This is a genomic window from Roseomonas gilardii subsp. gilardii, assembly GCF_023078375.1.
In the GTDB taxonomy this organism is placed as follows: Bacteria; Pseudomonadota; Alphaproteobacteria; order Acetobacterales; family Acetobacteraceae; genus Roseomonas; species Roseomonas gilardii.
Map to the genome: position 1 here is coordinate 3,697,980 of NZ_CP095554.1, position 22,898 is coordinate 3,720,877.

Sequence of the window (22,898 nt, forward strand, 5' to 3'; positions counted from 1 at the left end):
GCCATCCCGTGCGCCATTCCTGGGTTCACGCCACGCCGCAGGCGGGGGCCATGCCGTCCGTCATCGCATGGGCGGAAAGGTCATGGATCGTGGCGCTTTCGCCACAGAGCGCGCAGGCCGGGTCGCGGCGCAGGCGGATGTCGCGGAAGCGGGCCTCCAGCGAGTCCCAGAGCAGCAGGCGGCCGGACAGGCCGGTGCCGATGCCCAGGATCTCCTTCAGCACCTCCGTCGCCTGCAAGGTGCCCATCACGCCCGTCACCGCCCCCAGCACCCCGGCCTCGGAACAGGTCGGCACCAGGCCGGGCGGCGGCGGCTCCGGATGCAGGCAGCGGTGGCAGGGATGCGGCGCGCCGAGATGCGACTTGTAGGTGGAAAGCTGCCCCTCGAAGCGCAGCACCGCCGCCGAGACCAGGGTCCGGCCCAGCAGGTGGCAGGCATCGCCCAGCAGGAAGCGGGTCTCGAAATTGTCGGTGCCGTCGCAGACGAGGTCGTAGCGCGGGATCAGTTCCTCCGCCGCCGCGGCATCCATGCGCCGGGCATGGACCTCGACGCGGGTCTCCGGGTTCAGGCGCCGGATGGTGGCGGCGGCGCTGTCCGCCTTGCCCATCCCCAGCCGCTCCGTGTCATGGGCGACCTGCCGCTGGAGGTTGCTCAGCTCCAGCGTGTCGTGGTCCAGGACCCCGATCGTGCCGACCCCGGCGGCGGCGAGGTAGAGGGCCAGCGGCGAGCCGAGCCCGCCCGCCCCCACCACCAGCACCCGCGCCTCGCGCAGTTTCGCCTGCCCCACGGCCCCGACCTCGGCCAGCAGGATGTGACGGGAATAGCGGTGGAGTTCCGCTTCGGAGAAGTCGAGCGACATGCCCGCCATATGGCACGGCGGCGGCGCTTCCGCAGGGGGCGTTCCCCCTGCAAATGTCGCGCTTCCGTCCCGCTCAGATCGGGGCGCGGCCGATGCGGCCCAGATGCGTGTCGTGGAAGCCGCTGGCGTATTTCAGCCCGTGGCCCAGGGCGCGGTCGATGCCGATATGCAGCAGCCAGGCCAGGGCGAAGCTGCCCAGCAGCCGGTCGCCGGTGCTGATGGCCAGCGCGCCGAGCAGCAGCGGCCCCGGCGTCACATGCACGAGGTTGTAGAGGACCGAGCCCAGCCGGCGCCCGCCGAGATAGGCCAGGATCGACAGGTCCGGCGCGAGGGCGGCCAGCACGAAGGCCCACCAGCCGGTGCCGAGCCAGATCTGCCCGACCAGCCCGACCGTCGCCAGCGCCAGCCCTTCCAGCCGCAGCATCAGGTTCACCGCCCCGGTCGCATGGCCCGGATCGCTGGAATAGGTCACGGCGAGTGCCTCGGCCGCCCGCCCCGGCCGCGCGGCGCGGGCGCGGCGGGGGGCCGGGGTGGGGATGGGGGCGGGTTCCGCGGGCGGCCCGGGGAGCCGTTCGGGAAGGGGCTCCGGCAGGGCCTCCGCCACCGGCTCGGCCGCCGTGCGCCGGCGAGTCGCGGGGGCCTTCGCCCGGCGCTTCGCGGGCGGCGGCTCCTCCTCGGAGAGCGGCGGGCGGTTGCGGGTGGCGCGGGTCACCGTGCGCCGCCCCCCAAAGGGCTCACGCGGGTGTTCGGGGTGGGAAGACCGGTCCTGTGCGGCGCCATCGGCGGGGTGCCTCGTCCTGGGAAGTGCGAGCGCGAAGAGCATCCCGGCATAACAACCTCGCGTTCGCGCGACCAGGGGCCGCCCCGCGCCGCCGCCGGCCCCTGGCCCGGCTGCGGCATGGCGGCTACACCTGCCGCCATGCTGAACGGCAAGCGCGTCCTGCTGATCGTCTCGGGCTCCGTGGCCGCCTTCAAGGCGCTGGAGCTCGCCCGCCTGCTCGGCAAGGCCGGCGCCTCGGTGACGGGACTGCTGACCCCCGGCGGGGCGCGCTTCGTCACCCCGCACGCGTTGCAGGCCATCACCAACCGCCCCCTGGCGCAGGACCTCTGGTCGCTGGAGGAAGAGGGCGAAGGGCGCGGCCATATCGCGCTCGCGCGCGGGCACGACATCGTGGTGGTTGCCCCGGCCTCGGCCGACCGGCTGGCGCGCATGGCGGCGGGGATGGCGGACGACCTGGCCGGGGCCACGCTGCTGGCCACCACCGCGCCGGTGCTGGTCGCCCCGGCGATGAACTGGGCCATGTGGGCGCATCCGGCGACCGTCGCGAACATGGCCATCCTGGCGAATCGCGGCGTGCATGTGGTGGGGCCGGAGGACGGGCTCATGGCCGAGGCCGAATCCGGGCCGGGCCGCCTCAGCGAGCCGCCCGCCATCCTGGCCGCCATCGGGGCGGTGCTGGAGGACCCCGTGCCGGCCCCGGCCGATCCGGGGCTGGAAGCGGCGCTCGATGCCGCCATCGCCGCGGGCGAGGATGCGGCGGAGATGGCGCCGCCCGGCCATCCGGCGGCCGGGGCGGCGGATGTTCCGGCTGCTCCCCTGGCTCCTCCCCTGGGTGGCGCCACGCCCGCCCTGGGCGACGTGCCCGCGCTCCGCGCCGCGCGGCCGGTGGAGAATGCGGCCGCCGCCTCGGCCTCGCGGCCGCTGGTGGGGCGCCATGTCCTGGTGACGAGCGGCCCGACGCATGAGCCGATCGACCCCGTGCGCTATCTCGCCAACCGTTCCTCCGGGAAGCAGGGCCATGCCATCGCCGCCGCCCTGGCCGCGCTGGGCGCGCGGGTCACGCTGGTGTCCGGCCCGGTGACGCTGTCCGATCCGGCGGGGGTCGCCGTGGCGCATGTGGAAAGCGCGCGCGAGATGCTGGCCGCCTGCGAGGCCGCCCTGCCGGTGGATGCGGCGGTCTGCGCCGCGGCGGTGGCGGACTGGCGCGTGGCCGAGGCCAGCAACGGCAAGATCAAGAAACGGGATGGTGCGGCCCCGCCGGAGCTGCGGCTGGTGCCCAATCCCGACATCCTGGCCACGCTGTCGCACCATGCGAAGCGCCCCGGCCTCGTGGTGGGATTCGCGGCGGAAACGGACGACCTGCTGGCCCATGCCCAGGCCAAGCTGGCGCGCAAGGGCTGCGACTGGATCGTGGCGAACGATGTCTCGGGGGATGTGATGGGCGGGGCGGAGAACAGGGTGCATCTGGTGACGCGCGACGGCATCGAGGACTGGCCGCGCCTGCCGAAGGAGGAGGTGGCGCGCCGCCTCGCCGCCCGGATCGCGGAGGTGCTGGCATGAGCCGCGCCACCATCCAGGTCACCCGCCTGCCGCATGCCGAGGGCCTGCCTTTGCCCGCCTATGCCACGCCGGGGGCCGCGGGGATGGACCTGCTGGCGGCGGTGACGGCGCCGCTGACCATCCCGCCCGGGGGCCGCGCCCTGGTGCCGACCGGGCTGCGCGTCGCCCTGCCGGCGGGGCATGAGCTGCAGGTGCGCCCCCGTTCCGGGCTGGCGCTGAAGCACGGCATCACCATGCCCAACACGCCCGGCACGGTGGACGAGGACTATCGCGGCGAGCTCTCGGTCATCCTGATGAATGCCGGGCAGGAGAGCTTCACCGTGGAGCGCGGCATGCGCATCGCCCAGGCGGTGCTGGCGCCCGTGACCCATGCCGACTGGGCGGAGGTCGCGGAGTTGCCGGCGACGCAGCGCGGCACCGGCGGCTTCGGCTCCACCGGCACGCGCTGAGGCCCCCCCGCGCGCCGTCAGGCGCTGCGCCGGACGTTCCAGAAGGCCGGGAGGCCCTTCAGCACCCCGGTCAGGTCGGAGCGGTAGGCCACGGGCGTGAAGAGCTGTCCGGTCGGGATATAGGGCACGTCCTCGAAGGCCTGGCGCTGCATCGACTCCGCCACGCGCTTCTGCGCCGCGATATCCGGGGCCTGGAGCCATTCGGTCCGCAGCGCCTCCAGCCTCGGGCTGTCCGGCCAGCCCGGGGCGGCATCCTTGCCGTTGCCGCGCAGCCAGATATTGGTCACGGGGTTCAGCTCCTCCGACCCGCCCCAGCCGGTGTGGAAGATGCTCCAGCCGCCCTGGGCGACCGGATCGGGCTTGGCGCGGCGCTGCATGGCGGTGGCCCAGTCCATGGCCTGGACCTCGGTGTCGAAGCCGATCTTGCGCAGCAGCTCCCCCGTCACCTCGGCCATGGCGTTGTAGATCGGGAAGTCGGTGGGCATCATCACCACCACCTTCTCCCCGCCATAGCCGCTGACGGCGAGCGCCGCCTTCGCCCTGGCCAGATCGCGCGGCGCGGTCAGGGCCTCCATCCCGGCCTCCGAGGCCATGGGCGTGCCCGGGCAGAAATACCCTACCCCGTCGCGCCAGAGCGACCTGTCGTCGCCCTGGGCCGCCATCATGTACTCGGCCTGCGACAGCGCCGGCAGGATGGCCCGCCGCACCGCCACCTTGTCGAAGGGCGGGTTCAGGTGGTTGAAGCGGAACTTGCCGATCAGCCCCAGCGGCTCGATCACATCCACGGTGACGCCGGGCGCCCGGCGCAGCGCGGGCACGAGGTCGATCAGCGGCCAGCGCAGCCAGTCTACCTCCCCCTGGCGCAGCGCCGCGGCGGCGGTGGCGCCGTCCGGCATCACCAGCACCTCCACCCGCTCGAAATGCGCGTGCTTCGGCCCGGCCGAGCCCTCGGCCTTGCCCTCCGGGCGCGGCACATAGCCGTCGAAGCGCGCATAGGCCATGCGCGCGCCCGGCACGCGCTCGCCCGGCAGGAAGCGGAAGGGGCCGCTGCCGGTCGGGTCGGTCACCGCCGTGTAGGGATCGGTCTTCGCCAGCCGCTCCGGCATGATGACGCAGGTGGGCGAGGAGTATTTCGCCAGCGCGGCGGGAAGCTGCGGGAAGGGGCGCTTCAGGCGGAAGGCGATGGTGCGGTCGTCCGGCGCGGCGACCTCCTCCGTCACCGCCATCAGCGTCTGGCCGAAGCTGTCGCGCGCCGCCCAGCGGCGGATGCTGGCGACGCAGTCCCGGGCCAGCACCTTCTCCCCGTCATGGAAGCGCAGCCCGTCGCGCAGGGTCATGCGCCAGAGCCGGCCATCCTCCTCCACCACATGGCCGGCCACCATCTGGGGCTGCGGCTGCAGCGCGCCGTCGAGGCCGTAGAGCGTGTCATAGACGAGGAAGGCATGGTCCCGCGTCTGGGAGGCCGTGGTCCAGACCGGGTCCAGCGCCGCGATATCGGCGGCGGGGACATAGCGCAGCACCTTGCTGCTGCCGGCCGCCCGGGCCCGGGAGATCGTGGAGGGAATGGCGGGGAGCGCCAGCGCGGCGCCCGTGGCCGCGAGAAGGCTGCGACGTTGCATCGGAGGTTTCCTGCCCTGTCGGCGCGGCCTCTGTCGGGCCGCGTCCGGGCGGGATTGAAGCAGGGATCGGGGGGCTCCGACAGCCCCCCGCTCCATCGGCGCCGCGTCAGCGGCCGGCCAGCGCCGCCTGCCGCCTGGTCAGTTCCGTGAGGTAGTAGGCCATGCCGGCCAGGGCGACGGCGCCGCCGAACCAGGCCACGCCCGTCCAGCCGCCCTGGGTGAAGAGCAGGCTGGCCATGGTGGAGCCCGCCGCCCCGCCCAGGAAGAAGATCGCCATGTAGAGCCCGTTGAGGCGCGAGCGGATCTCCGGCCGCAGCGTGTAGATGGCGCGCTGCCCCTGGATCTGGGTGATCTGCACCCCGGCATCCAGGACGATCGCCGCGACCACCAGCGCCGCCAGCGAGTCCCGCCCCAGCCAGGCGATGGCGAAGGCGCAGAGGACCAGGGCGAAGGCGAGCGCCGTGCTCGGCCGGGTCAGCCCCCGGTCCGCCAGCCCGCCCGCCACGGGGGCGACCAGCGCCCCGCCGCCCCGGCCAGGGCGAAGAGCGCGATGCCGGACTGCGAGAGGTGGAAGGGCGATTCCATCAGGTGCAGCGGCACCGCCGTCCAGAACAGGCTGAAATTGCAGAACTGCGCCGTCTGGTAGGCGGCGCGGCGGCGCAGGATCGGGGTGTCGCGCAGCACCGGCCAGAGCGAGCGCAGCAGCGCGCCATAGCCCGCCTGCGGATGCGGGCGGCGCTGCGGCAGGCGGCGGGACAGGATCACGACCAGCCCGGCCATCAGCGCGGCGGAGAGGATGAAGACCGCCCGCCAGCCGAAATGGTCGGCGATGAGGCCGGAGGCCGGACGGGCGAGGAGGATGCCGAGCAGCAGGCCGCTCATCACCTTGCCCACCACCTGTCCACGCTTCGCCTCCGGCGTCATATGCGCGGCCAGCGGCACCAGCATCTGCACCGCCACCGAGGCGATGCCGACCAGCAGGGAGGCCAGCAGGAAGACCGGCGCGGAGGTCGCGAGCCCCGCCCCGAGCAGCGCCACGGTGGAACCGGCCAGGGTCAGCGCCACCAGCCGGCGGTTCTCCACGAGGTCGCCCATCGGCACCAGCAGGATCAGGCCGGCGCAGTAGCCGAGCTGGGTCAGCGTCACCACCAGCCCCGCCACCGCCGGGCCGAGGCCGATGGAGGGGGCGATCAGCCCGATCAGCGGCTGGGCATAGTAGATGTTCGCCACCGCCATGCCGCAGGAGATGGCCAGGAGCAGGATCAGCCCGGAGGACGGGCCGCCATCATGCTCGCGCAATTCCGCCGCGCTGTCCGCCATGCATCACCTCTTCCGCTGCGGTGGAAAGCCTTCTTCCACCCCGGGAGAGTGGGTGCATGGCCGGTGGCCGTGCCCGGAAGGCTCGTCGATCCGGACCGAGATAGGCGAGAGCGGCGCCGGGGCGGATAGGCTCAGCCCCGCCCGATGCGCATCCCTGCCCGGCGTTGCACCGCAACATCCACCCCGGCACCGGCCACGGGGGTGCCGGCCATGGCTGCCCTCAGAGGCGCCAGCCGGTGTGGATCGCCACGATCCCGCCCGAGAGGTCGCGGTGCGACACGCGCTCCAGCCCGGCGGCGCGGAACATCTCCTCCAGCGTCTCCTGGTCCGGGAACTGTCGGATGCTCTCGGCGAGGTACTGGTAGCTCTCGGCGTCGTTGGCCACCTTGGCGCCGATCGCCGGCAGGGCCTTGAAGCTCCAGGCGTCGTAGAGCTTCGCCAGCGCGTCGATCCGCAGGCGGGAGAATTCCAGCACGTGGAAGCGGCCGCCCGGCCGCAGCACCCGCCGTGCCTCCCGGATCACGGCATCCTTGTCCGTGCAGTTGCGCAGGCCGAAGGCCATGGAGACCTTCTCCACGCTGCGGTCGGGCAGCGGGATGTGCTCGGCATCGGAGCAGACGAAGCTCAGCCCCTCCGCCAGCCCGCGCGACAGCGCCCGGCCCTGCCCGACGCTCAGCATGCTGGCATTGATGTCCGACAGGATCACCCGGCCTGCCCCGCGCTCCTTCGCCAGGAAGGCCACGTCGCCCGTGCCGGCGGCGAGGTCGAGCAGGGTCTCGCGCGGCGAGGCGGCGATGGCGGCCACGAAGGCGCGCTTCCACAGCCGGTGGATGCCGAGCGACATGAGGTCGTTCATGATGTCGTAGCGGGGGGCGACGCTGTCGAAGACCCCCCGCACCAGGCTGGCCTTCTCGTTGCGCGGAACCTGGCGGAAGCCGAAATCGGTCTGGTCGGACATGGCACCCTATCTAGAGCGGAACGCCGCGCCGGGATATCCGCCTCCCCGGATGTTTCCCGCCCGATGTTCCCCGCCCGATGTTCCCCCCGGGCCATGGCGTGCCAGGCCCCCACTGGAGACGAGATGCCCGAACTGCCCGAGGTCGAGACCGTGATGCGGGGCCTCTCCGCCGTGCTCACCGGCCGCGTCATCGCCCGCGCCGAGACCCGCCGCGCCGGGCTGCGCTGGCCCTTCCCGCCCGATCTGGCGATGCGCCTGACCGGGGCACGGGTGGAGGGGTTCCGGCGCCGCGCGAAATACATGCTGATGCGCCTTTCCACCGGCGATTCGATGCTGGTCCATCTCGGCATGTCCGGCCGCATGGTGGCGCGGCTGGACGAGGCGCCGCCCGTTCCTTCCCTCGGCCCGCAGGGTGCGGCCTCCGATGCCCGGGGCGCGGCGCCGGAGCGGCACGAGCATCTGGTGATGGAGACGGAGGATGGCTGGCGGGTGGGGTTCTGCGACCCGCGCCGCTTCGGGATGGTGGACCTCGTGCCCACCGCGGCGGAGGACTCGCACCGCCTCCTCGCCGGGCTGGGGCCGGAGCCGCTGGACGATGCCTTCACCCCCGCCGTCCTGTCCCGCGCCCTGGCCGGCAAGGCCACGCCGATCAAGGCCGCCCTGCTGGACCAGCGCGTCGTGGCCGGGCTCGGCAACATCTATGTCTCGGAGGCGCTCTACCGGGCTGGGATCTCTCCCCGCCGCCTGGCCGGCACGGTGCCCGGCGCCCGCGCCGCGCGGCTGGTGCCGGCGATCAAGGCGGTGCTGGAGGAATCCATCGAGGCCGGCGGCTCCTCCCTGCGCGACTATGTGCGGGCGGATGGCGAGGTCGGCTTCTTCCAGGAACGCTTCCACGTCTATGACCGGGAGGGCGGCGCCTGCCCCGCCTGCCCCGGCCCGCCGAAATGCCCCGGCATCGCCCGCATCGTGCAGGCCGGGCGCAGCACCTTCTTCTGCCCCAGGACGCAGCGCTGAGGCACAGGTCCACCGGTCAGGCGCGCCGGTTGTCGCCGCGCCAGCGCTCGATGGCGGCCAGGGCGGTCTCCGCATCGATGATGTCGGCATAGCGGCGGCCGATGTCGCGGAGATTGGCCTCGTGCGCCTCCTCCGTATGGTCGCCCACGCAGTCGCGCGGCACCATCACGCGGAAGCCGAGGCTGAAGGCGTCGTTGACGCTGGCGCGGATGCAGCCGCTGGTGATGCAGCCGGTGACGATCACGGTATCCACCCTTTCCCGCGTCAGGATCGCGGCGGCGGGGGTGGCGAAGAAGATCGAGGGGGCGGATTTCACCAGCCTCACATCCGGTGCCTCCGCCGCGATGCGCGGGTCGAGTTCCGCTTCCGGCCCGTCCGGGTGGAACGCCGTCACCGCCGCGATCTTCCAGTGCGGCGCGGCGCGCGGACTGTCATAGGCGTTGACGCAGGCGATCACCGGCAGCCCTGCCGCCTTCGCCGCCCGCATCAGCCGTGCCGTGGCCTCCACCGCGCGGTCCACCATCGGTGCGCCGCCCATGGGGAAGGCCGGATCGGTGAAGCCGCGCTGGAAATCCACCACGACGAGGCCCGGCTTCTCGCCGAAGCCGATCTCCGCAGCGCCATAGCCACGCGCGGCATAGATGTCGGACATGAGGTCTTCCTGCTCCGGGCTGCCTGCTCTTCCCCGGCACATGCGAGCACCGTGCCGCCACCCCCGGTAGCGCCGGCGTGACCTTCCCGGCGTCCCCGCGTTCCTCCTGCGCAGAGGAGGCAAGGCCATGGCTTGGTTCCACGACAGGTCCTGTGCGCATTGTGGCGGGCGCGGCCCGCTCTCGGCCATCGGGCTGGGTGTCGCCGCCGGCGTCACCGCGGCGGCGGGGCTGCTGCTGGGCCGGAAGGTGCTGGCCACGGCGCGCATCGGCCAGGGCCATCCGCTGAAGCACCGCGTCCTCGACCTCGCGGCCGGCGCCATGCAGGCGAAATATCCGCTGGAGGCGATGAGCACCTATCTGAACGGCTTCCACATGTATGCGGACGACATGGGCCGGCAGGTGGAGGCGACGCATTTCTGCATCCATCTCAGGCACGACCTGCACCAATGCGTGATCTTCGATTCCAACCGTCCCGATGCCCGGCTGATCGGCATCGAGTACATCATCAGCGAGGAGCGCTTCCGCGGCCTGCCGGAGGAGGAGAAGCGCCTGTGGCACAGCCATCGCTACGAGGTGAAGTCGGGCCTGCTGGTGGCGCCCGGAATCCCGGAGCTGGCGGAGCGCGCCTATTTCAAGGATCTCGTCTCGACCTACGGCAAGACCTTCCACACCTGGCAGTATGACCGGGACGACTTCCCCTATGGCATCCCGCAACTGATGATGGGCTTCACCGGCGATGGGCAGGTCCGTCCGGACCTCGTCGAGGCCCGGGACCGGCGCCTGGGCGTTTCCACCGGCGCGCGGCGGCGCAAGCGGGAGGACCTCCCCATGCCGGAGATCGCGAAGGGCGCCAATTCCTGGGAAAGCGGCCGGACCGTCCAGACACGGCTGGAGGAACGCCCCATGCGCCGGTAGGGCCCTGGTCCGCCTGGCGCCTTCCCCCGGCCCTTCCGGGGCGTTACATATCGGTAACATGATCCTGCCCCCTGGCCCGCCTATCCTGGGGCGGCATTCCCGGCCCCCGCCTCTGTTCCCGGCGGGCAATACCTTTCGCCGTCCGCACGGTCCCTCTGTTGGGTGGGGAGGGACGGGATGCGAACCGAAATCGGGGAAGTATCGTGGTCCAAGAGAAGCAGGTGATCGCCAAGATCACCCGGCGTTTGATCCCGTTCCTGGGGATCATCTATCTGATCGCCTATATCGACCGGCAGAACGTCAGCTACGCCAAGCTGCAGATGGTCGGCGCGCTCGGCCTGTCGGAATACGCATACGGGCTCGGCGCATCGCTGTTCTTCATCGGCTATTTCATCTTCGAGGTGCCGAGCAACATCTTCCTGGAGAAGTTCGGCGCGCCGCGCTGGTTCGCGCGCATCATGGTCACCTGGGGCGCCGTGACCGTTGCCCTCGCCTACACGCAGAGCACCACGATGTTCTACATCCTGCGCTTCCTGCTGGGTGTCTGCGAGGCCGGCTTCTTCCCCGGTGTGCTCTATCTCCTGACGCTCTGGTACCCGCATGAGTATCGCGGGCGCATGGTCGGCTCCTTCATGGTGTTCAGCGCCTTCGCGAATGCCATCGGCGCGCCGATCGGCGGCATGCTGCTCGACCTCGACGGCCGGGGCGGCCACCAGGGCTGGCAATGGGTCTTCCTGGTCACCGGCGTGCCGGCGATCCTGATGGGCATCGTGACGCTCTTCTACCTCGACCGCGGGCCGCAGGATTCCCGCATCCTGACGCAGGAGGAGAAGGACTGGCTGGCGCGCCGCCTCTCGGACGAGACGCAGCGCATGCGCAAGACCGAGCACCACAACCCCCTCGCCGTGCTGGCGGACCGGCGGGTGCTGCTGATGTCGCTCTACTATGTTGCCTTCCCGCTCGGCGCCTATGGGCTCAGCTACTGGCTGCCAACGATCGTGAAGGGCTTCGGCGTCAGCAACACCGCCAATGGCTGGATCAACGTGATCCCCTGGCTGCTGGTGGCGCTCGCCCTCTATGTCTGGCCGAAGCTCGCCGCGGGGAAGAGCCCCACCGCCTTCATCGTCATCCCCGCCCTGTTCGGCGCCGTCTGCCTCGTACTCAGCGTCTATGTGCCGGACAACACGCTGCGCTTCGTCTTCCTCTGCGGCGCGGCGGCCGGGATCTTCGCGCCGCAGCCGGTGCTCTGGGCCATCCCTTCGGCCTTCCTGACCGGCGCCTCGGCGGCGGCGGGCCTGGCGGCGATCAATTCGGTGGGCAATCTCGGCGGCTTCATCGCGCAGAACGCGATCCCCTGGATCCGAGACAGCACGGGGAGCAACACCATGCCGATGCTCTTCCTCGCCGCCTGCCTGGTGCTCGGGGCGCTGATGACCTTCCTGGTCATGAGCGTGATCCGCAGCCATGGGGTGCGGGAGATCAAGGTGGCCAGGCCGGCGGAGTAGTCCCCGCCAGGGATGCCGCCACGGTGGCATCCCCCGCCTCAGCGCCGCAGCAGCCGCTCCGCGGCGGGCCGCCGCCGCTCCCAGCCCAGCCGCTCCAGCTCCGGCGCCGCTTCCTCCGCCTCCGGCCAGCCGAGGCAGAGATAGCCGATGAACAGCCAGTCCGCCGGCAGGTCGAGCACGCGCCGGACCTCTGCCGGGTCGAGGATGGAGACCCAGCCCAGACCCACCCCCTCGGCCCGCGCCGCCAGCCACAGCGTGTGCAGCGCCATCACGGCGGAATAGGCCACGGTTTCCGGCATGGTCCCCCGGCCGAGCCCATGGCCCTGCGCCGGATCGCCCTCCGCGAAGAGGGCGAGGTGGCAGGGCGCTTCCTCCAGTCCGGCGAGCTTCAGCCTGGCATAGAGGCCGGCGCGTTCCTCCGCCTGCCCGGCCAGGGCCAGGGCGTTGCAGCGGGCGAAATCCGCCCGGATCGCCGCGCGCCGCGCCTTGTCCTCCACCGTGACGAAGCGCCAGGGCTGGCTCAGCCCGACCGAGGGGGCGAGGTTGGCGATCTCCAGCAGGTGCTCCAGCAGCCCGTCCGGCAAAGGGTCGCGGCGGAAATGGCGCACATCCCGCCGCCAGCGGAACAGGGCCGCCAGATCCGCCCGGAAGGCGTCGTCGAAACGGGGCGCATCGGCTTGGGGCATGGCAGGGGTTCTACGCCCTTCGCCGGGGCATCTCCAGGAAGCGGTCCGTTCAGACCACCGGCACGTCCCGCATCCCGCCATGGCGGGCGACCAGCCGGGCGATGACCGGGCCGAGCAGGATCACGATCACCAGCCGGATCGCCTGGAGGGCCATGACGAAGGAGAGGTCCACCTGGCTGGAGGCGGCGATCACCGCCACGGAATCGATGCCGCCCGGGCTGGTGGCGAGATAGGCGGTCAGCGGGTCGATGCCGACCACATGCGTCAGCAGGGCCGCCAGCCCGCCGCAGAAGCCCATCAGGAGCAGGATCGAGACGGCGATGCGCGGCATGGCGCGCAGCGCGTGCATCAGCACGGCGCGGGTGAAGCTGAGCCCGATGCGCCAGCCCAGCACGGCATAGCTGGCGGCGAGCAGCCATTCGGGGAGCTGGATCTCCAGCAGGCCGGTGGCGTGCAGCACGGCGCCGATCAGCATGGGCACCAGCAGCGCCCCGGCGGGGATGCGCGACCACTGGCCCAGGGCGCCGCCGCCGAAGGCCACGAGCAGCGTGCCCAGGAAGGGAACCGGGGCGAGCGGCGGAAACCAGACCAGGGCGGGCGCTTGCGCCCCGGAGGTGTCCACCCAGATCCGCGCGATCAGCGAGGCCGCGACCGCCACGAAGGCCACGCGGAGATACTGCATGAAGGCCACCAGCCGGGCATCCGCGCCGAAGGCCTGGGCCATCAGCACCATGGCGGAGGCGGCGCCGGGGGTGGAGCCCCAGACCGCGGTGGTGCCCGGCAGCACGCCCCAGCGGCTCATCAGCCAGCCCAGCACGCTGCTCGCCGCCAGGGTGGACAGCACCACGCCGAGGAAGAGCGGCCAGTCGGACAGGAAGGTGTGGATGATCTCCGCCGTGATGGAGACCGCCACCAGCGTGCCGACGATGCCCTGCACGCCGGTGAAGGCGAATTTCGGCATGCGCAGCGCGGCGCCGCCCACCGCCACCAGGATCGCCGCCACCATGGGGCCGAGCAGCAACGCGGCCGGCAGGCCGGTGGTCATCAGCCCCCCGGCCAGCACGGCCGAGAGGAGGACGAGGAGCGCCCAGGAGGCGGGCACCGGCAGGCGGCTCAGCAGGCCCTTGGTGGACGGGGGGAAAACCTGCTGGCGTGTCACGTCGGGCCTGCCTTCTTCTTCGTCTCGGGCCCCGCCCATGCGGTGGGGGGGCCGGGACTGCCCTACTCCACCGTCACCGCCTTGGCGAGGTTGCGCGGCTGGTCCACGTCGGTGCCCTTCAGCACGGCGACGTGATAGGCCAGCATCTGCACCGGGATCGCGTGCAGGATCGGTGCCACGAAGGGATCGACCGTCGGCAGAACCACCACGCGCTCGGCGAAGCGGCGCAGCACCGGGGCGCCTTCGGCATCGGTGAAGGCGATGATCCGCCCGCCGCGCGCGGCCGCTTCCTGGAGGTTGGAGGCCGTCTTCTCGAAGAGCGGCCCGCCGGGGCAGAGGGCGATCACCGGCACGGAGGCATCGATCAGCGCGATCGGCCCGTGCTTCATCTCGCCCGCCGCATAGCCCTCGGCATGGATGTAGGAGAGCTCCTTGAGCTTCAGCGCCCCTTCCATGGCGATGGGGAAGAGCGAGCCCCGCGCCAGGTAGAGCACGTCCCGCGCCTTCGCCACCTCGGCGGCCACGGCCTCGATCTCGCTGGAATCCTCCAGCAGCCGCGCGGCGTGTTCCGGCACCTCCAGCAGCGCGCCGGTCAGGCGTGCTTCCTCGGCGGCGGTGAGCGTGCCGCGCGCCCGGGCGAAGCCGATGGCCATGCAGGCCAGCACGGAAAGCTGCGCGGTGAAGGCCTTGGTCGAGGCCACGCCGATCTCCGGCCCCGCCACGGTCAGCAGCGTGGCATCCGCGTCGCGCGACATGCTGCTTTCGGGCACGTTGACCACGGCGAGGGCGGATTGCCCCTGCCCGCGCAGCAGCCGCATGGCGGCCAGCGTGTCCGCCGTCTCCCCGGACTGGGACACGAAGAGCGCGGCGCCGCCCTCGGGCACCGGCGGGTCGCGGTAGCGCAGCTCGCTCGCCACATCGGAATCCACCGCCAGCCGCGCCAGGGATTCGATCCAGTAGCGCCCGACCTGCGCCGCCAGGAAGGCGGAGCCGCAGCCCGAGATCCAGAGTCGGGGCAGGCGGGTGGGATCGAAGGGCAGCGCCGGCAGCGAGACGGCGCGGGAACCGGGATCGACATACTGGTGGAGCGTGTCGCCGATCACCACCGGGTGCTCGTGCAGCTCCTTCTCCATGAAGTGGCGGTAGTTGCCCTTGCCGACCGCCGCGCCGGAGAAGGCGGTGGTCCTCACCGCCCGCTCCACCGGCCGGTCCTGCGCATCGAAGAAGCGCGCCCCGCGGTCGGAGACGACGACCCAGTCGCCTTCCTCCAGATAGGCGATGCGGCGGGTCAGCGGCGCCAGCGCCAGGGCGTCGGAGCCGACGAACATCTCGCCCTCCCCATAGCCCACGGCCAGCGGCGCGCCCTGCCGCGCGGCCAGCAGCGTGGTCGGGTGCCCGGTGAAGATCGCGGCCAGGGCGAAGGCGCCGCGCACCCGCTTCAGCGCGGCGGAGAAGGCTTCCTCCGGCCCCTGCCCTTCCGCCAGGTGGCGGTCCAGCAGGCGGGCGAAGGTCTCCGTGTCCGTCTCCGTCTCGAAGACGGCGCCCTGCGCCTCCAGCTCGGCGCGCAGTTCGGCATGGTTCTCGATGATGCCGTTATGCACCACGGAGACGCGCTTCGTGCCGTGCGGATGGGCGTTGCGCTCGGTGGGTGCGCCATGCGTCGCCCAGCGCGTGTGGCCGATGCCGGTGCGCCCTTCCAGCGGCTCGCGCTCCAGCACATGGGCGAGGTTCACCAGCTTGCCCTCGGCCCGGCGCCGCTCGATATGGCCATTGACCAGCGTGGCGATGCCGGCGCTGTCATAGCCGCGGTATTCGAGGCGGCGCAGCGCCTCCAGAAGGCGCGGGGCGGCATCCTGCTGCCCCACCACACCGACGATGCCGCACATTCTAGCGCTTCTCCTTGCGCCGGCTGGCGCGGAAGGCCGCCGCCATGCCTGGCTTCTCTTCCTGCCGGGCCCGGCCGAAGACCATGGAATCCGGCGCCACATCCGCCGTCACCGTGCTGCCCGCCGCGACGAAGGCGCCGTCGCCCAGGGCGAGGGGCGCGACCAGCGTGCTGTTGGAGCCGATGAAGCTGCCCGCGCCGATGCGGGTGCGGTGCTTGGCGAAGCCGTCGTAATTGCAGGTGATGGTGCCGGCCCCGATATTGGCGCCCGCCCCGATCGCGGCATCGCCGAGATAGGAGAGATGGTTCGCCTTGGCGCCTTCGCCAAGCACGGCGTTCTTCAGCTCGACGAAATTGCCAACATGGGCGCGGCTTTCCACCACCGCGCCGGGGCGCAGCCGGGCGAAGGGGCCGATCACCGCATCCCGCCGAACCGTGCAGCCCTCCAGGTGGGAGAAGGCCCGGATCTCGACCCCGTCCTCCACCACGACGCCCGGGCCGAAGACCACGTCCGGCCCCACCGTGACATCGCGGCCCAGCACCGTGTCGTGGCAGAGGGTCACGCTGTCCGGCCGGATCAGCGTGGCGCCGTTCTCCATCGCGGCGAGGCGCAGGCTCGCCTGGACCGTGGCCTCGGCCCCGGCCAGCTCGGCGCGGCTGTTCACGCCACGGCACTCGGCCTCGCTCCCCTCCACCGCCACGGCGCGGCGGCCATCGGCGCGGCACAGCGCGACGAGGTCGGTCAGGTAGTATTCCCCGGCGGCGTTGTCGTTGCGCACCCGGCGCAGCCAGGGGAACAGGTCCGTACCGGCGGCGCAGACCACCCCGGCATTGCACAGGCCGACCGCCCGCTCCTCCCCGGTGGCGTCCTTGAACTCCACGATGCGGGAGATGCCGCCATCCGGATGCGGCAGGACCCGGCCATAGCGCGCCGGATCAGCCGGGCGCATGGCCAGCAGGGCGAGGTCCGCCCCCTCCCGCCGCGCCGCCTGGAGGCGGAGCATGGTCTCCGCCGTGATCAGCGGGTTGTCGGCATAGAGGACGGCGACATCGCCCTCGAACCCCTCCAGCACCGTGGCGGCCTGGAGCGCGGCATGGGCGGTGCCCAGGCGTTCCTCCTGCACCACACAGGGATAGGGGTCGGCCAGTTCGGCCACCGCCTGCATCTCCGGCCCGACCACCACCACGATATGGTCGAAGGCGTCCTCGCAGGCGGCGATCAGGTGGCTGAGCATGGGCCGGCCCGCCAGCGGGTGGAGGGCCTTGGGAAGGCTCGAACGCATCCGCGTCCCGAGACCGGCGGCAAGAAGAATGGCGGCGGAGGGCATCTTGGCCCATGGACCTAGCCCCCGCCCCATGCCCCGTCCAGCACCGGGGGCGCCCCGGGGGTTTCAAACCTTGTTGCCGGCTGTGACGGGCCGGGGGCCATTCCGGTGCATGACGGCGGGCGCATGGCGGCGGGCGCATGGCAGCGGGCGCATGGCAGCGGCGGGTTCCGGTGCCGAGACGCGCCCTCCCCGCCCGGCTAGGCTCCGCCGCATGGAACGCATCTGCCTTCTCGACCTCGACGGCACGCTGATCGACAGCGCGGCCGATATCCGCGACGCGCTGAACCGGCTGATGGCCCGGCGCGGCCTGCCCGGCTTCGCCATGCCGGAGGTCCACCGCATGATCGGCGACGGCGTGGCGGTGCTGGTGCGGCGGGCGCTGGAGGCTCGCGGCCTGGCCTTCGACCCGGCGGCGCTGGCGGAGTTCGTGCCGGATTACGAGGCCCATGCGAACGACCGGACCGCCCCCTTCGCGGGCGTGCCGGAGGCCCTGGCCGAGCTGCGCCGGGCGGGCTGGCGCCTCGCTGTCTGCACCAACAAGCCGGTCGCGGCGGCACGGCTGATCCTGGAGCATCTGGGCCTCGCGCCCCTGGTCGATGCGCTGGCGGGTGGCGACAGCTTCCCGGTGCGCAAGCCCGATCCGGGCCACCTGCTGGGCACGCTGCGGCTGATGGGCGTGGCGGCGGAAGGTTCGGCCCCGCCGGGCGTAGTCATGGTGGGCGACCATGCCAACGACATCCGCTCCGCGCGGGGCGCGGGGGCGGCGCCGGTCTTCGCGGCCTGGGGCTATGGCCTGCCGGAGATGGCCGATGGCGCCCCGGTGGCCAGGAGCCCGGCGGAGCTGCCGCCGCTCCTCGCCCGGATGGAAGGCTGAGCGCGCCGGATCAGCGGGCCGGACCGGCTTTGGTCAGCGCTGGGAGGCCAGGGAGGGCGCCTCGCTCACCCGCACGAGGCTGACCGTGGTCTGGCCGAACCAGCGGTTCGGAATCTCCAGCCGCACGGGCAGGAACGGGCCGCCGGGATGGAGCTGTGCGAGCCAGGCATCGCCCTCCTGCAGGCGCTGGCGCTCCGCCGGGCCGTCGTCCAGCTTGAAGCCATGCGTCAGCCGGCCGCTGAAATGGCAATGCAGGGCCCGGCCCGGCCAGTGGCCCGACAGCATCTCCCAGCCCAGGGTCCGGGCCGACAATTCGCTGCGGCGGCGCCCGTCGAAGACCGCCGCCTGGGCCTCGCAGCGCCCGCTGTCCTGCACCTGGCGGAGCAGCGCCGCCACCGCGGTCAGGCTGTCCATGGTGCCGCGCTGGGCCGCGGCGGGCACCGGCTCCCGCTCATCCGTATCCAGGGGCGGCAGGAGCTGGCGCAGCACCGGCTGGCCGTCCACATAGTCCACGACCGTGCTGCGCTGCTCCCCGCCCCAGACGCCCTGGGCGACATAGCGCCGGGGCCGGGGCCTGCCATCGGCCCAGGCCCCGATCGCGCGGGTGGTCATGGTGCCGCTGCGGAAGAGCGAGGCCACGCCGCGCATATGGGTGCGGACCTCCAGCACATAGCCGCCCGACAATCGGACAGGTCGAAGCTGGCCTCGACATCCATCACGGTCAGCCCGGCGGCCCGGACCGTGTAGCTGGCCTTCATGGGCTGGGCGCGGGCCGGAAGGGCGGCCAGGATGAGCGTCAGGATAGCCAGGAGAGCGGGCGGGAAGGTGGACCGGAGGCCCCGCCACGAGGCAGGCCGGGAAATATCCCCGCAGAGGGCGCGCGGGACGACTGGGCCTGTCCGCATCCAGGAGCCTCCGGTTGGCGAGACCCACATATCGTGGGCCATCCCCCCGTTGACACCCCCGGCGAGGGAGGATAGTTGAGCGCCCACAGCCTGGGTGCGTAGCTCAGCGGGAGAGCACTGCCTTCACACGGCAGGGGTCACAGGTTCAATCCCTGTCGCACCCACCAGGCTGGCTTCACGAAATTCTGGACGTGGATCCCTGCCAGCGGAATGGGCTGGCTGCCGCCATTACCGTGTCCGGTCCGGCCCTGCCCTAATCCCAGGCGGACAGGATCTCGCTCATCCGGGCCGTCTCCACCTGCTGCCCGTAGCGTTCCCGGTAGAGCGCCATCAGCGCGTCATGCGTCCGGTCCGAGGAGGAGCAAAGCGCGTCCGTCGGCAGCACCACGCGATAGCCACGGTCCACCGCCCCCAGCACCGCCGCCAGGACGCAGATATCGGTTTCGGCGCCGGTGATCACCAGCGTGTCCACGCCGCGGGCGCGCAGCCTCTCCTCCAGGCCCGGTTCGGTCCAGGGCGAGTACACCGTCTTGTCCAGCAGCTCCGCCGGCGGGACGAAGCGCGCGAGCCGCGGCAGCAGGTCGATCGCCCCGGGCGGCAGCGCATCCAGCCGCATCTCCGGCCAGCGCTCGTAGTAGCGCCGCCAGGTCCCACGCCCCTCGCGCGGCGAGCGCAGCGGGATGAAGCGGGTGAAGATGGTCTGCTCCGCATGGCGCCCGGCCAGCGTCTCCACGGCGGGCAGGACACGCTCCATCCAGGGCGTCTCCCAGGGGCTGCCCTTCGAGAAGAGGTTCTGCATGTCCACGCAGAGATGCAGGCAGCGGTCGCCGAGCGGCCCGAAGCGCAGGCCGTCCTGCACCTGCGGCATGTCCTCCTGATCCATGTTCCATGCTCCTCCCGCCTTCCGAACGAGCGGCGGGGCGGGAGGATGCAGGCCGGACGGGGGGGCTATCGCGATCCCTGCTTCCCGGCCTCCGCGTCCGGTACATTGCGGCGCAGTTCCTCCAGCCAGGCCTCGGCATTGCCGTCGGAGGGCGCGCGCCAGTCGCCGCGCGGGGAGAGCGAGCCGCCCGCCACCACCTTCGGCCCGTTCGGCATGGCCGAGCGCTTGAACTGGCTGAAGGCGAAGAAGCGGCGCAGGAAGACCTCCAGCCAGTGCCGGATCTCCGGCAGCGCATAGGCCCGGCGCGCTTCCTCCGGAAAGCCCGGCGGCCAGCGCCCCGCCCCGGCATCGGCCCAGGCGCGCAGGGCCAGGAAGGCGATCTTCGAGGGCCGGAACCCGTAGCGCAGCGTGTAGAACAGGTTGAAGTCCTGCAGCGCATAGGGGCCGACCTTGGCCTCCGTGCTCTGGATCTCCTGCCCCTCCGTGGCCGGGATCAGCTCCGGCGAGATCTCGGTGTTCAGGATCGAGGCCAGCGTCCCGCCCACCGCCGCGTCGAACTGGCCGGTGGCGATCACCCAGCGGATCAGGTGCTGGATCAGCGTCTTCGGCACGCCGCCATTGACGTTGTAGTGCGACATCTGGTCGCCGACGCCATAGGTGCACCAGCCCAGCGCCAGTTCCGAAAGATCGCCCGTGCCGAGCACGATGCCGTCATGCAGGTTGGCGGCGCGGAACAGGTAGTCGGTGCGCAGCCCCGCCTGCACGTTCTCGAAGGTGATGTCGTAGACCGGCTCGCCGCGGGCGAAGGGGTGGCCGAGATCGGCCAGCATCTGCTTCGCCGCCGGGCGGATGTCGAGCTCATGCGCCGTGACGCCGAGCGATTCCATCAGCCGGTGCGCGTTGGTCTTCGTCCCCGCGCTCGTGCCGAAGCCCGGCATCGTATAGGCGATGATGTCGGTGCGCGGCCGCTCCAGCAGGTCGAAGGCCCTGGCCGCCACGATCAGCGCCTGGGTGGAATCGAGCCCGCCCGAGACGCCGATGACGATGCGCCTGATGCGGGCCTCGCGCAGCCGCTGCACGAGGCCGGAGACCTGGATGTTGTAGGCCTCGTAGCAATCCTGGTTCAGCCGTGCCGGATCGGCGGGCACGAAGGGGAAGCGTTCCACCGCCCGTTCGAAGCCCAGATCGCCCACCGGGGCCTCCAGCCGGAAGCCGATGCTGCGGAAGGGCCGGCCATGGCGGCGGCGGTTGTCGTCGAAGGTGCCCTGGCGCGCCCGTTCCTGCCGCAGCAGGTCGAGATCCACATCCGCCACCGCGAGCTGGTCGCCGGCGGGGAAGCGGTCGCTCTCGCGCAGCACCGCGCCGTTCTCGAAGATCGAGACCTGCCCGTCCCAGGCCAGGTCGGTGGTGGATTCCCCCGTTCCCGCCGCGGCATAGACATAGGCGGCGAGGCAGCGCGCCGACTGGCTCTGCGAGAGCAGGCGCCGCGTCTCCGCCTTGCCTACGGTGATGTTGCTGGCGGAAAGGTTGGCCAGCACCGTCGCCCCGGCCAGGGCGCCCTCGGTGCTGGGCGGCAGCGGCACCCAGACATCCTCGCAGATCTCGGCATGGACCACGAGGCCGGGGAGATCCTCGGCCGCGAAGAGCAGGTCCGGCCCGAAGGGTGCCTCCAGCCCCGCCACCGCGATCGTGCCGCCCTCCGTGCCGAGGCCCGAGGCGAAGTGCCGGCGCTCGTAGAACTCGCGGTAGTTCGGCAGGTGGATCTTGGGCACCACGCCCAGCAGACGGCCGCGCTGGATCGCCAGGGCGCAGTTGTAGAGCCGCCCCTCGTAGCGCAGCGGCGCGCCGACCAGCAGCAGCGGCATCAGCCCTGCAGAATCCCGCACCAGCCGCGCCACCGCCGTCTCGACGGCCTCCAGCACCGCGTCCTGCAACAGCAGGTCGTCGATGGCGTAGCCGGACAGGCAGAGTTCCGGGAAGACCGCCACCGCCACGCCCCGCGCGTCGCAGCGGCGGGCGAGATCCAGCAGCGCCTCGGCATTGCGCGCCGGGTCGGCGGCATGGCTGCGGGCGCTACAGGCGGCGATGCGGGCGAAGCCGTGCCGGTAGAGGGAAAGGAAGCTCATGCCGCGCCCGCCCCATCCTGGCGGGGGAACCGGAATCCCGGCTCATGGCGATGGGTCACGGTCATGGCGGCGTCTCCCGGCAGAGGGCATCCCCACCCCCGGCAGGGACCGGGGATGGAGCGGAGAGACTTGGCGCCGATCGGGCCGCCCGGCAAGCGCGGCGCCGGATCGGTCTCCCGGGTCGGCCCCTTCGGGCCGACCCTTGTTACGGGAGAGCGCGGGGAACGGCGCCTCAGCGCGCCGGAGCCGCCTTGCGGCCCGCCGGGCGCAACTCGTCCGGGGTCAGGAAGCCGTCCCCGTTCCGGTCGGCCATGCGGAAGAAAGCCTGCGCCACCGGCTGGAGTTCCGCCAGGGTGACGCGTCCGTCGCCATTGGCATCGGCGGCCCGGAACAGCGCCTCGGCCCGGGCCTCCAGGGCGGGCGGCACAGGGCGGTCGGCCCGCCGGCCCCCGGCGGCGCGCTGGCTGGCCACATAGGCGCGCAGCTCCTCCCGCGTCACCGCGCCGTCATGGTCGGCGTCGATGGCGGCGAAGCGGGCGGACAGGGCGGCCCAGGCCTCGTCCCAGCTCACCTTCCCGTCATGGTTCGAATCGGCCTCGGCGAAGAGCCGTGCCATGCCGCGCGGCAGCCGGTCCGGCGCCGGGGCCTGCCTGGCCTGTGGATTGGCCTGGGGGCTGGCATGGGGCGCGGCCGCCGGCGGCTGGCCGGTGCCCTGGGCCAGCACGGGGCCGGCCAGAGGCAGGCCGAGAAGCGCGGCCAGGGCCAGGCCGTGCCAGCGGTTCCGGGCCGGGGTGGAGGATGAGGTCATGGCGGCATGTCCTGGTGGGAAAGTGCCGCCAGTTGGGGTGGGGATGTAACGGGGCCAGGGGCCGCCGCGTGAGGAAGAGTGACGAAATCCCCGCCCCTCACGCGCGCCGCCTGCCTGGCACGCGGCCAGGGGACGCTACCAGCCGCGCCAGGGATCGTTCCGGCGGCGCTCCGCCTCCTGCCAGCGGCGCTGCTGCTCCCAGCGCTGGCGCATGTCCTGCTCCCGGCGCCATTCCGCCTCGCGCCGCTGCTGGATGGCGAAATCGCGCTGGCGCTGCGTGTCGCGCCATTGCTGCTCCTGGACCCGGCGCTGGTCCATCTCGACGCGGCGCCGGTCCTGCTCGGCGCGCTGGCGCTGCTGGTCGGCCTGGATGCGCGCCCCTTCCTGCAACAGGCGCTGCCCCGGATCGAAGGGCTGCGCCCGGGCCGGGGCCAGCAGGGCAGGAAGCAGCAGCAGGGCCGGCAGAAACCCGGTGAGAATTCGGCGTCGCATCGTCATGGCGGTCCTCCCGTTTCCTGAACGACCAGGAGGAAGACTGGCTGCCGGGCATGGCAAGGCCAGGGCCTTGTCATGGTGGAACCATGGCACGGATGGGGGCACGGATGGGGGCA

General features: G+C 72.2%; 22 protein-coding genes and 1 tRNA gene. 7 read left to right on the forward strand and 16 right to left on the reverse strand.

From position 1 onward, the window contains the following. Positions 1-25: 25 nt before the first annotated feature. Entirely contained in the window at positions 26-859 is an 834-nt protein-coding gene (locus MVG78_RS17045; protein ID WP_428480686.1) for a HesA/MoeB/ThiF family protein, read from the reverse strand. A gap of 73 nt (positions 860-932) precedes the next feature. Then, positions 933-1,571: a DUF4260 domain-containing protein gene (locus MVG78_RS17050; RefSeq protein WP_247553695.1), complete on the reverse strand. Its 639-nt coding sequence runs from the start codon at positions 1,569-1,571 to the stop codon at positions 933-935. A gap of 186 nt (positions 1,572-1,757) precedes the next feature. Here MVG78_RS17050 and MVG78_RS17055 point away from each other — a divergent pair, with 186 nt between their 5' ends. Next, a complete protein-coding gene (locus tag MVG78_RS17055; RefSeq protein WP_247553697.1) occupies positions 1,758-3,200 on the forward strand; it encodes a bifunctional phosphopantothenoylcysteine decarboxylase/phosphopantothenate synthase in 1,443 nt (480 codons plus the stop codon). Beyond that, a complete protein-coding gene (gene dut, locus MVG78_RS17060) occupies positions 3,197-3,649 on the forward strand; it encodes a dUTP diphosphatase (protein WP_247553699.1) in 453 nt (150 codons plus the stop codon). Before MVG78_RS17055 ends, dut begins: the two co-directional genes overlap by 4 nt. 17 nt (positions 3,650-3,666) lie before the next feature. Here dut and MVG78_RS17065 read toward each other — a convergent pair whose 3' ends face one another. The 4 genes from MVG78_RS17065 to MVG78_RS17080 form a co-directional block, all read right to left on the reverse strand. After that, positions 3,667-5,268 carry an ABC transporter substrate-binding protein gene (locus MVG78_RS17065; RefSeq protein ID WP_247553701.1) on the reverse strand — a complete coding sequence of 534 codons (1,602 nt, stop codon included), beginning with the start codon at positions 5,266-5,268 and terminating at the stop codon, positions 3,667-3,669. Between the two features lie 106 nt (positions 5,269-5,374). Further along, positions 5,375-5,773, reverse strand: a complete 399-nt coding sequence (locus MVG78_RS17070; RefSeq protein WP_247553703.1) for an MFS transporter — start codon at positions 5,771-5,773, stop codon at positions 5,375-5,377. Beyond that, entirely contained in the window at positions 5,743-6,588 is an 846-nt protein-coding gene (locus MVG78_RS17075; protein ID WP_247553705.1) for an MFS transporter, read from the reverse strand. The genes MVG78_RS17070 and MVG78_RS17075 overlap by 31 nt, the downstream gene beginning before the upstream one ends. 220 nt (positions 6,589-6,808) lie before the next feature. Then, a complete protein-coding gene (locus tag MVG78_RS17080; protein WP_027281736.1) occupies positions 6,809-7,546 on the reverse strand; it encodes a class I SAM-dependent methyltransferase in 738 nt (245 codons plus the stop codon). 123 nt (positions 7,547-7,669) lie between these two features. Between MVG78_RS17080 and mutM the strand changes: the two genes are divergently transcribed. Further along, positions 7,670-8,560 (forward strand): bifunctional DNA-formamidopyrimidine glycosylase/DNA-(apurinic or apyrimidinic site) lyase, encoded by an 891-nt coding sequence (mutM, locus tag MVG78_RS17085; protein WP_247553716.1) that lies wholly within the window; start codon positions 7,670-7,672, stop codon positions 8,558-8,560. Positions 8,561-8,576: 16 nt separating this feature from the next. On the opposite strand, the gene MVG78_RS17090 is transcribed toward mutM, so the two are convergent. Beyond that, positions 8,577-9,212: an isochorismatase family protein gene (locus tag MVG78_RS17090; RefSeq protein WP_247553718.1), complete on the reverse strand. Its 636-nt coding sequence runs from the start codon at positions 9,210-9,212 to the stop codon at positions 8,577-8,579. A gap of 127 nt (positions 9,213-9,339) precedes the next feature. On the opposite strand from MVG78_RS17090, the gene MVG78_RS17095 reads away from it, so the two are divergent. Both MVG78_RS17095 and MVG78_RS17100 read left to right on the forward strand, forming a co-directional pair. Further along, the gene (locus MVG78_RS17095) at positions 9,340-10,128 is read left to right on the forward strand and encodes an OBAP family protein (protein WP_247553720.1); all 789 of its coding nucleotides are present in this window, start codon (positions 9,340-9,342) and stop codon (positions 10,126-10,128) included. A gap of 203 nt (positions 10,129-10,331) precedes the next feature. Continuing rightward, the gene (locus tag MVG78_RS17100; RefSeq protein ID WP_247553722.1) at positions 10,332-11,633 is read left to right on the forward strand and encodes an MFS transporter; all 1,302 of its coding nucleotides are present in this window, start codon (positions 10,332-10,334) and stop codon (positions 11,631-11,633) included. 38 nt (positions 11,634-11,671) lie between these two features. Here MVG78_RS17100 and bluB read toward each other — a convergent pair whose 3' ends face one another. From bluB to glmU, 4 genes are all read right to left on the reverse strand, one after another. Then, positions 11,672-12,319: a 5,6-dimethylbenzimidazole synthase gene (bluB, locus tag MVG78_RS17105; RefSeq protein WP_247553731.1), complete on the reverse strand. Its 648-nt coding sequence runs from the start codon at positions 12,317-12,319 to the stop codon at positions 11,672-11,674. A gap of 49 nt (positions 12,320-12,368) precedes the next feature. Continuing rightward, entirely contained in the window at positions 12,369-13,478 is a 1,110-nt protein-coding gene (locus tag MVG78_RS17110) for an AbrB family transcriptional regulator (RefSeq protein WP_247553733.1), read from the reverse strand. Positions 13,479-13,540: 62 nt separating this feature from the next. Then, positions 13,541-15,364: a glutamine--fructose-6-phosphate transaminase (isomerizing) gene (glmS, locus tag MVG78_RS17115; RefSeq protein WP_247553735.1), complete on the reverse strand. Its 1,824-nt coding sequence runs from the start codon at positions 15,362-15,364 to the stop codon at positions 13,541-13,543. 1 nt (position 15,365) lies between these two features. After that, on the reverse strand, positions 15,366-16,691 hold the full coding sequence (gene glmU, locus MVG78_RS17120; protein WP_247553748.1) for a bifunctional UDP-N-acetylglucosamine diphosphorylase/glucosamine-1-phosphate N-acetyltransferase GlmU: 1,326 nt from the start codon (positions 16,689-16,691) through the stop codon (positions 15,366-15,368). A gap of 211 nt (positions 16,692-16,902) precedes the next feature. Here glmU and MVG78_RS17125 point away from each other — a divergent pair, with 211 nt between their 5' ends. Continuing rightward, positions 16,903-17,565 (forward strand): HAD family hydrolase, encoded by a 663-nt coding sequence (locus MVG78_RS17125; protein ID WP_247553759.1) that lies wholly within the window; start codon positions 16,903-16,905, stop codon positions 17,563-17,565. Between the two features lie 33 nt (positions 17,566-17,598). Here MVG78_RS17125 and MVG78_RS17130 read toward each other — a convergent pair whose 3' ends face one another. After that, complete coding sequence (locus tag MVG78_RS17130) at positions 17,599-18,249, reverse strand: DUF3108 domain-containing protein (protein WP_247553761.1); 651 nt, start codon at positions 18,247-18,249, stop codon at positions 17,599-17,601. Between the two features lie 313 nt (positions 18,250-18,562). On the opposite strand from MVG78_RS17130, the gene MVG78_RS17135 reads away from it, so the two are divergent. Further along, a tRNA-Val gene (locus MVG78_RS17135) sits at positions 18,563-18,637 on the forward strand. A gap of 86 nt (positions 18,638-18,723) precedes the next feature. Here MVG78_RS17135 and MVG78_RS17140 read toward each other — a convergent pair. The 4 genes from MVG78_RS17140 to MVG78_RS17155 all read right to left on the reverse strand — a co-directional run bounded on the left by MVG78_RS17140 (position 18,724) and on the right by MVG78_RS17155 (position 22,785). Then, positions 18,724-19,353: a cysteine hydrolase family protein gene (locus MVG78_RS17140; protein WP_247553763.1), complete on the reverse strand. Its 630-nt coding sequence runs from the start codon at positions 19,351-19,353 to the stop codon at positions 18,724-18,726. A 65-nt stretch (positions 19,354-19,418) separates the two neighbouring features. Further along, on the reverse strand, positions 19,419-21,479 hold the full coding sequence (locus MVG78_RS17145) for an NAD(+) synthase (protein ID WP_247553774.1): 2,061 nt from the start codon (positions 21,477-21,479) through the stop codon (positions 19,419-19,421). A 232-nt stretch (positions 21,480-21,711) separates the two neighbouring features. Then, positions 21,712-22,287, reverse strand: coding sequence for an EF-hand domain-containing protein (locus MVG78_RS17150; protein WP_247553775.1), 576 nt, complete (start codon positions 22,285-22,287; stop codon positions 21,712-21,714). Between the two features lie 135 nt (positions 22,288-22,422). Beyond that, positions 22,423-22,785, reverse strand: coding sequence for a hypothetical protein (locus MVG78_RS17155; RefSeq protein ID WP_247553782.1), 363 nt, complete (start codon positions 22,783-22,785; stop codon positions 22,423-22,425). Positions 22,786-22,898 lie beyond the last annotated feature (113 nt).

Bases quoted from the DNA above. Each gene is read 5' to 3' on its own strand.
- MVG78_RS17065 (WP_247553701.1), bottom strand. From the start codon at position 5,268: ATGCAACGTCGCAGCCTTCTCGCGGCCACGGGCGCCGCGCTGGCGCTC.
- MVG78_RS17150 (WP_247553775.1), bottom strand. From the start codon at position 22,287: ATGACCTCATCCTCCACCCCGGCCCGGAACCGCTGGCACGGCCTGGCC.
- MVG78_RS17125 (WP_247553759.1), top strand. From the start codon at position 16,903: ATGGAACGCATCTGCCTTCTCGACCTCGACGGCACGCTGATCGACAGC.
- bluB (WP_247553731.1), bottom strand. From the start codon at position 12,319: ATGCCCCAAGCCGATGCGCCCCGTTTCGACGACGCCTTCCGGGCGGAT.
- MVG78_RS17145 (WP_247553774.1), bottom strand. From the start codon at position 21,479: ATGAGCTTCCTTTCCCTCTACCGGCACGGCTTCGCCCGCATCGCCGCC.
- MVG78_RS17090 (WP_247553718.1), bottom strand. From the start codon at position 9,212: ATGTCCGACATCTATGCCGCGCGTGGCTATGGCGCTGCGGAGATCGGC.
- dut (WP_247553699.1), top strand. From the start codon at position 3,197: ATGAGCCGCGCCACCATCCAGGTCACCCGCCTGCCGCATGCCGAGGGC.
- MVG78_RS17140 (WP_247553763.1), bottom strand. From the start codon at position 19,353: ATGGATCAGGAGGACATGCCGCAGGTGCAGGACGGCCTGCGCTTCGGG.
- MVG78_RS17095 (WP_247553720.1), top strand. From the start codon at position 9,340: ATGGCTTGGTTCCACGACAGGTCCTGTGCGCATTGTGGCGGGCGCGGC.
- MVG78_RS17075 (WP_247553705.1), bottom strand. From the start codon at position 6,588: ATGGCGGACAGCGCGGCGGAATTGCGCGAGCATGATGGCGGCCCGTCC.
- MVG78_RS17155 (WP_247553782.1), bottom strand. From the start codon at position 22,785: ATGACGATGCGACGCCGAATTCTCACCGGGTTTCTGCCGGCCCTGCTG.
- mutM (WP_247553716.1), top strand. From the start codon at position 7,670: ATGCCCGAACTGCCCGAGGTCGAGACCGTGATGCGGGGCCTCTCCGCC.
- MVG78_RS17080 (WP_027281736.1), bottom strand. From the start codon at position 7,546: ATGTCCGACCAGACCGATTTCGGCTTCCGCCAGGTTCCGCGCAACGAG.
- glmU (WP_247553748.1), bottom strand. From the start codon at position 16,691: ATGCCCTCCGCCGCCATTCTTCTTGCCGCCGGTCTCGGGACGCGGATG.
- glmS (WP_247553735.1), bottom strand. From the start codon at position 15,364: ATGTGCGGCATCGTCGGTGTGGTGGGGCAGCAGGATGCCGCCCCGCGC.
- MVG78_RS17055 (WP_247553697.1), top strand. From the start codon at position 1,758: ATGGCGGCTACACCTGCCGCCATGCTGAACGGCAAGCGCGTCCTGCTG.
- MVG78_RS17045 (WP_428480686.1), bottom strand. From the start codon at position 859: ATGTCGCTCGACTTCTCCGAAGCGGAACTCCACCGCTATTCCCGTCAC.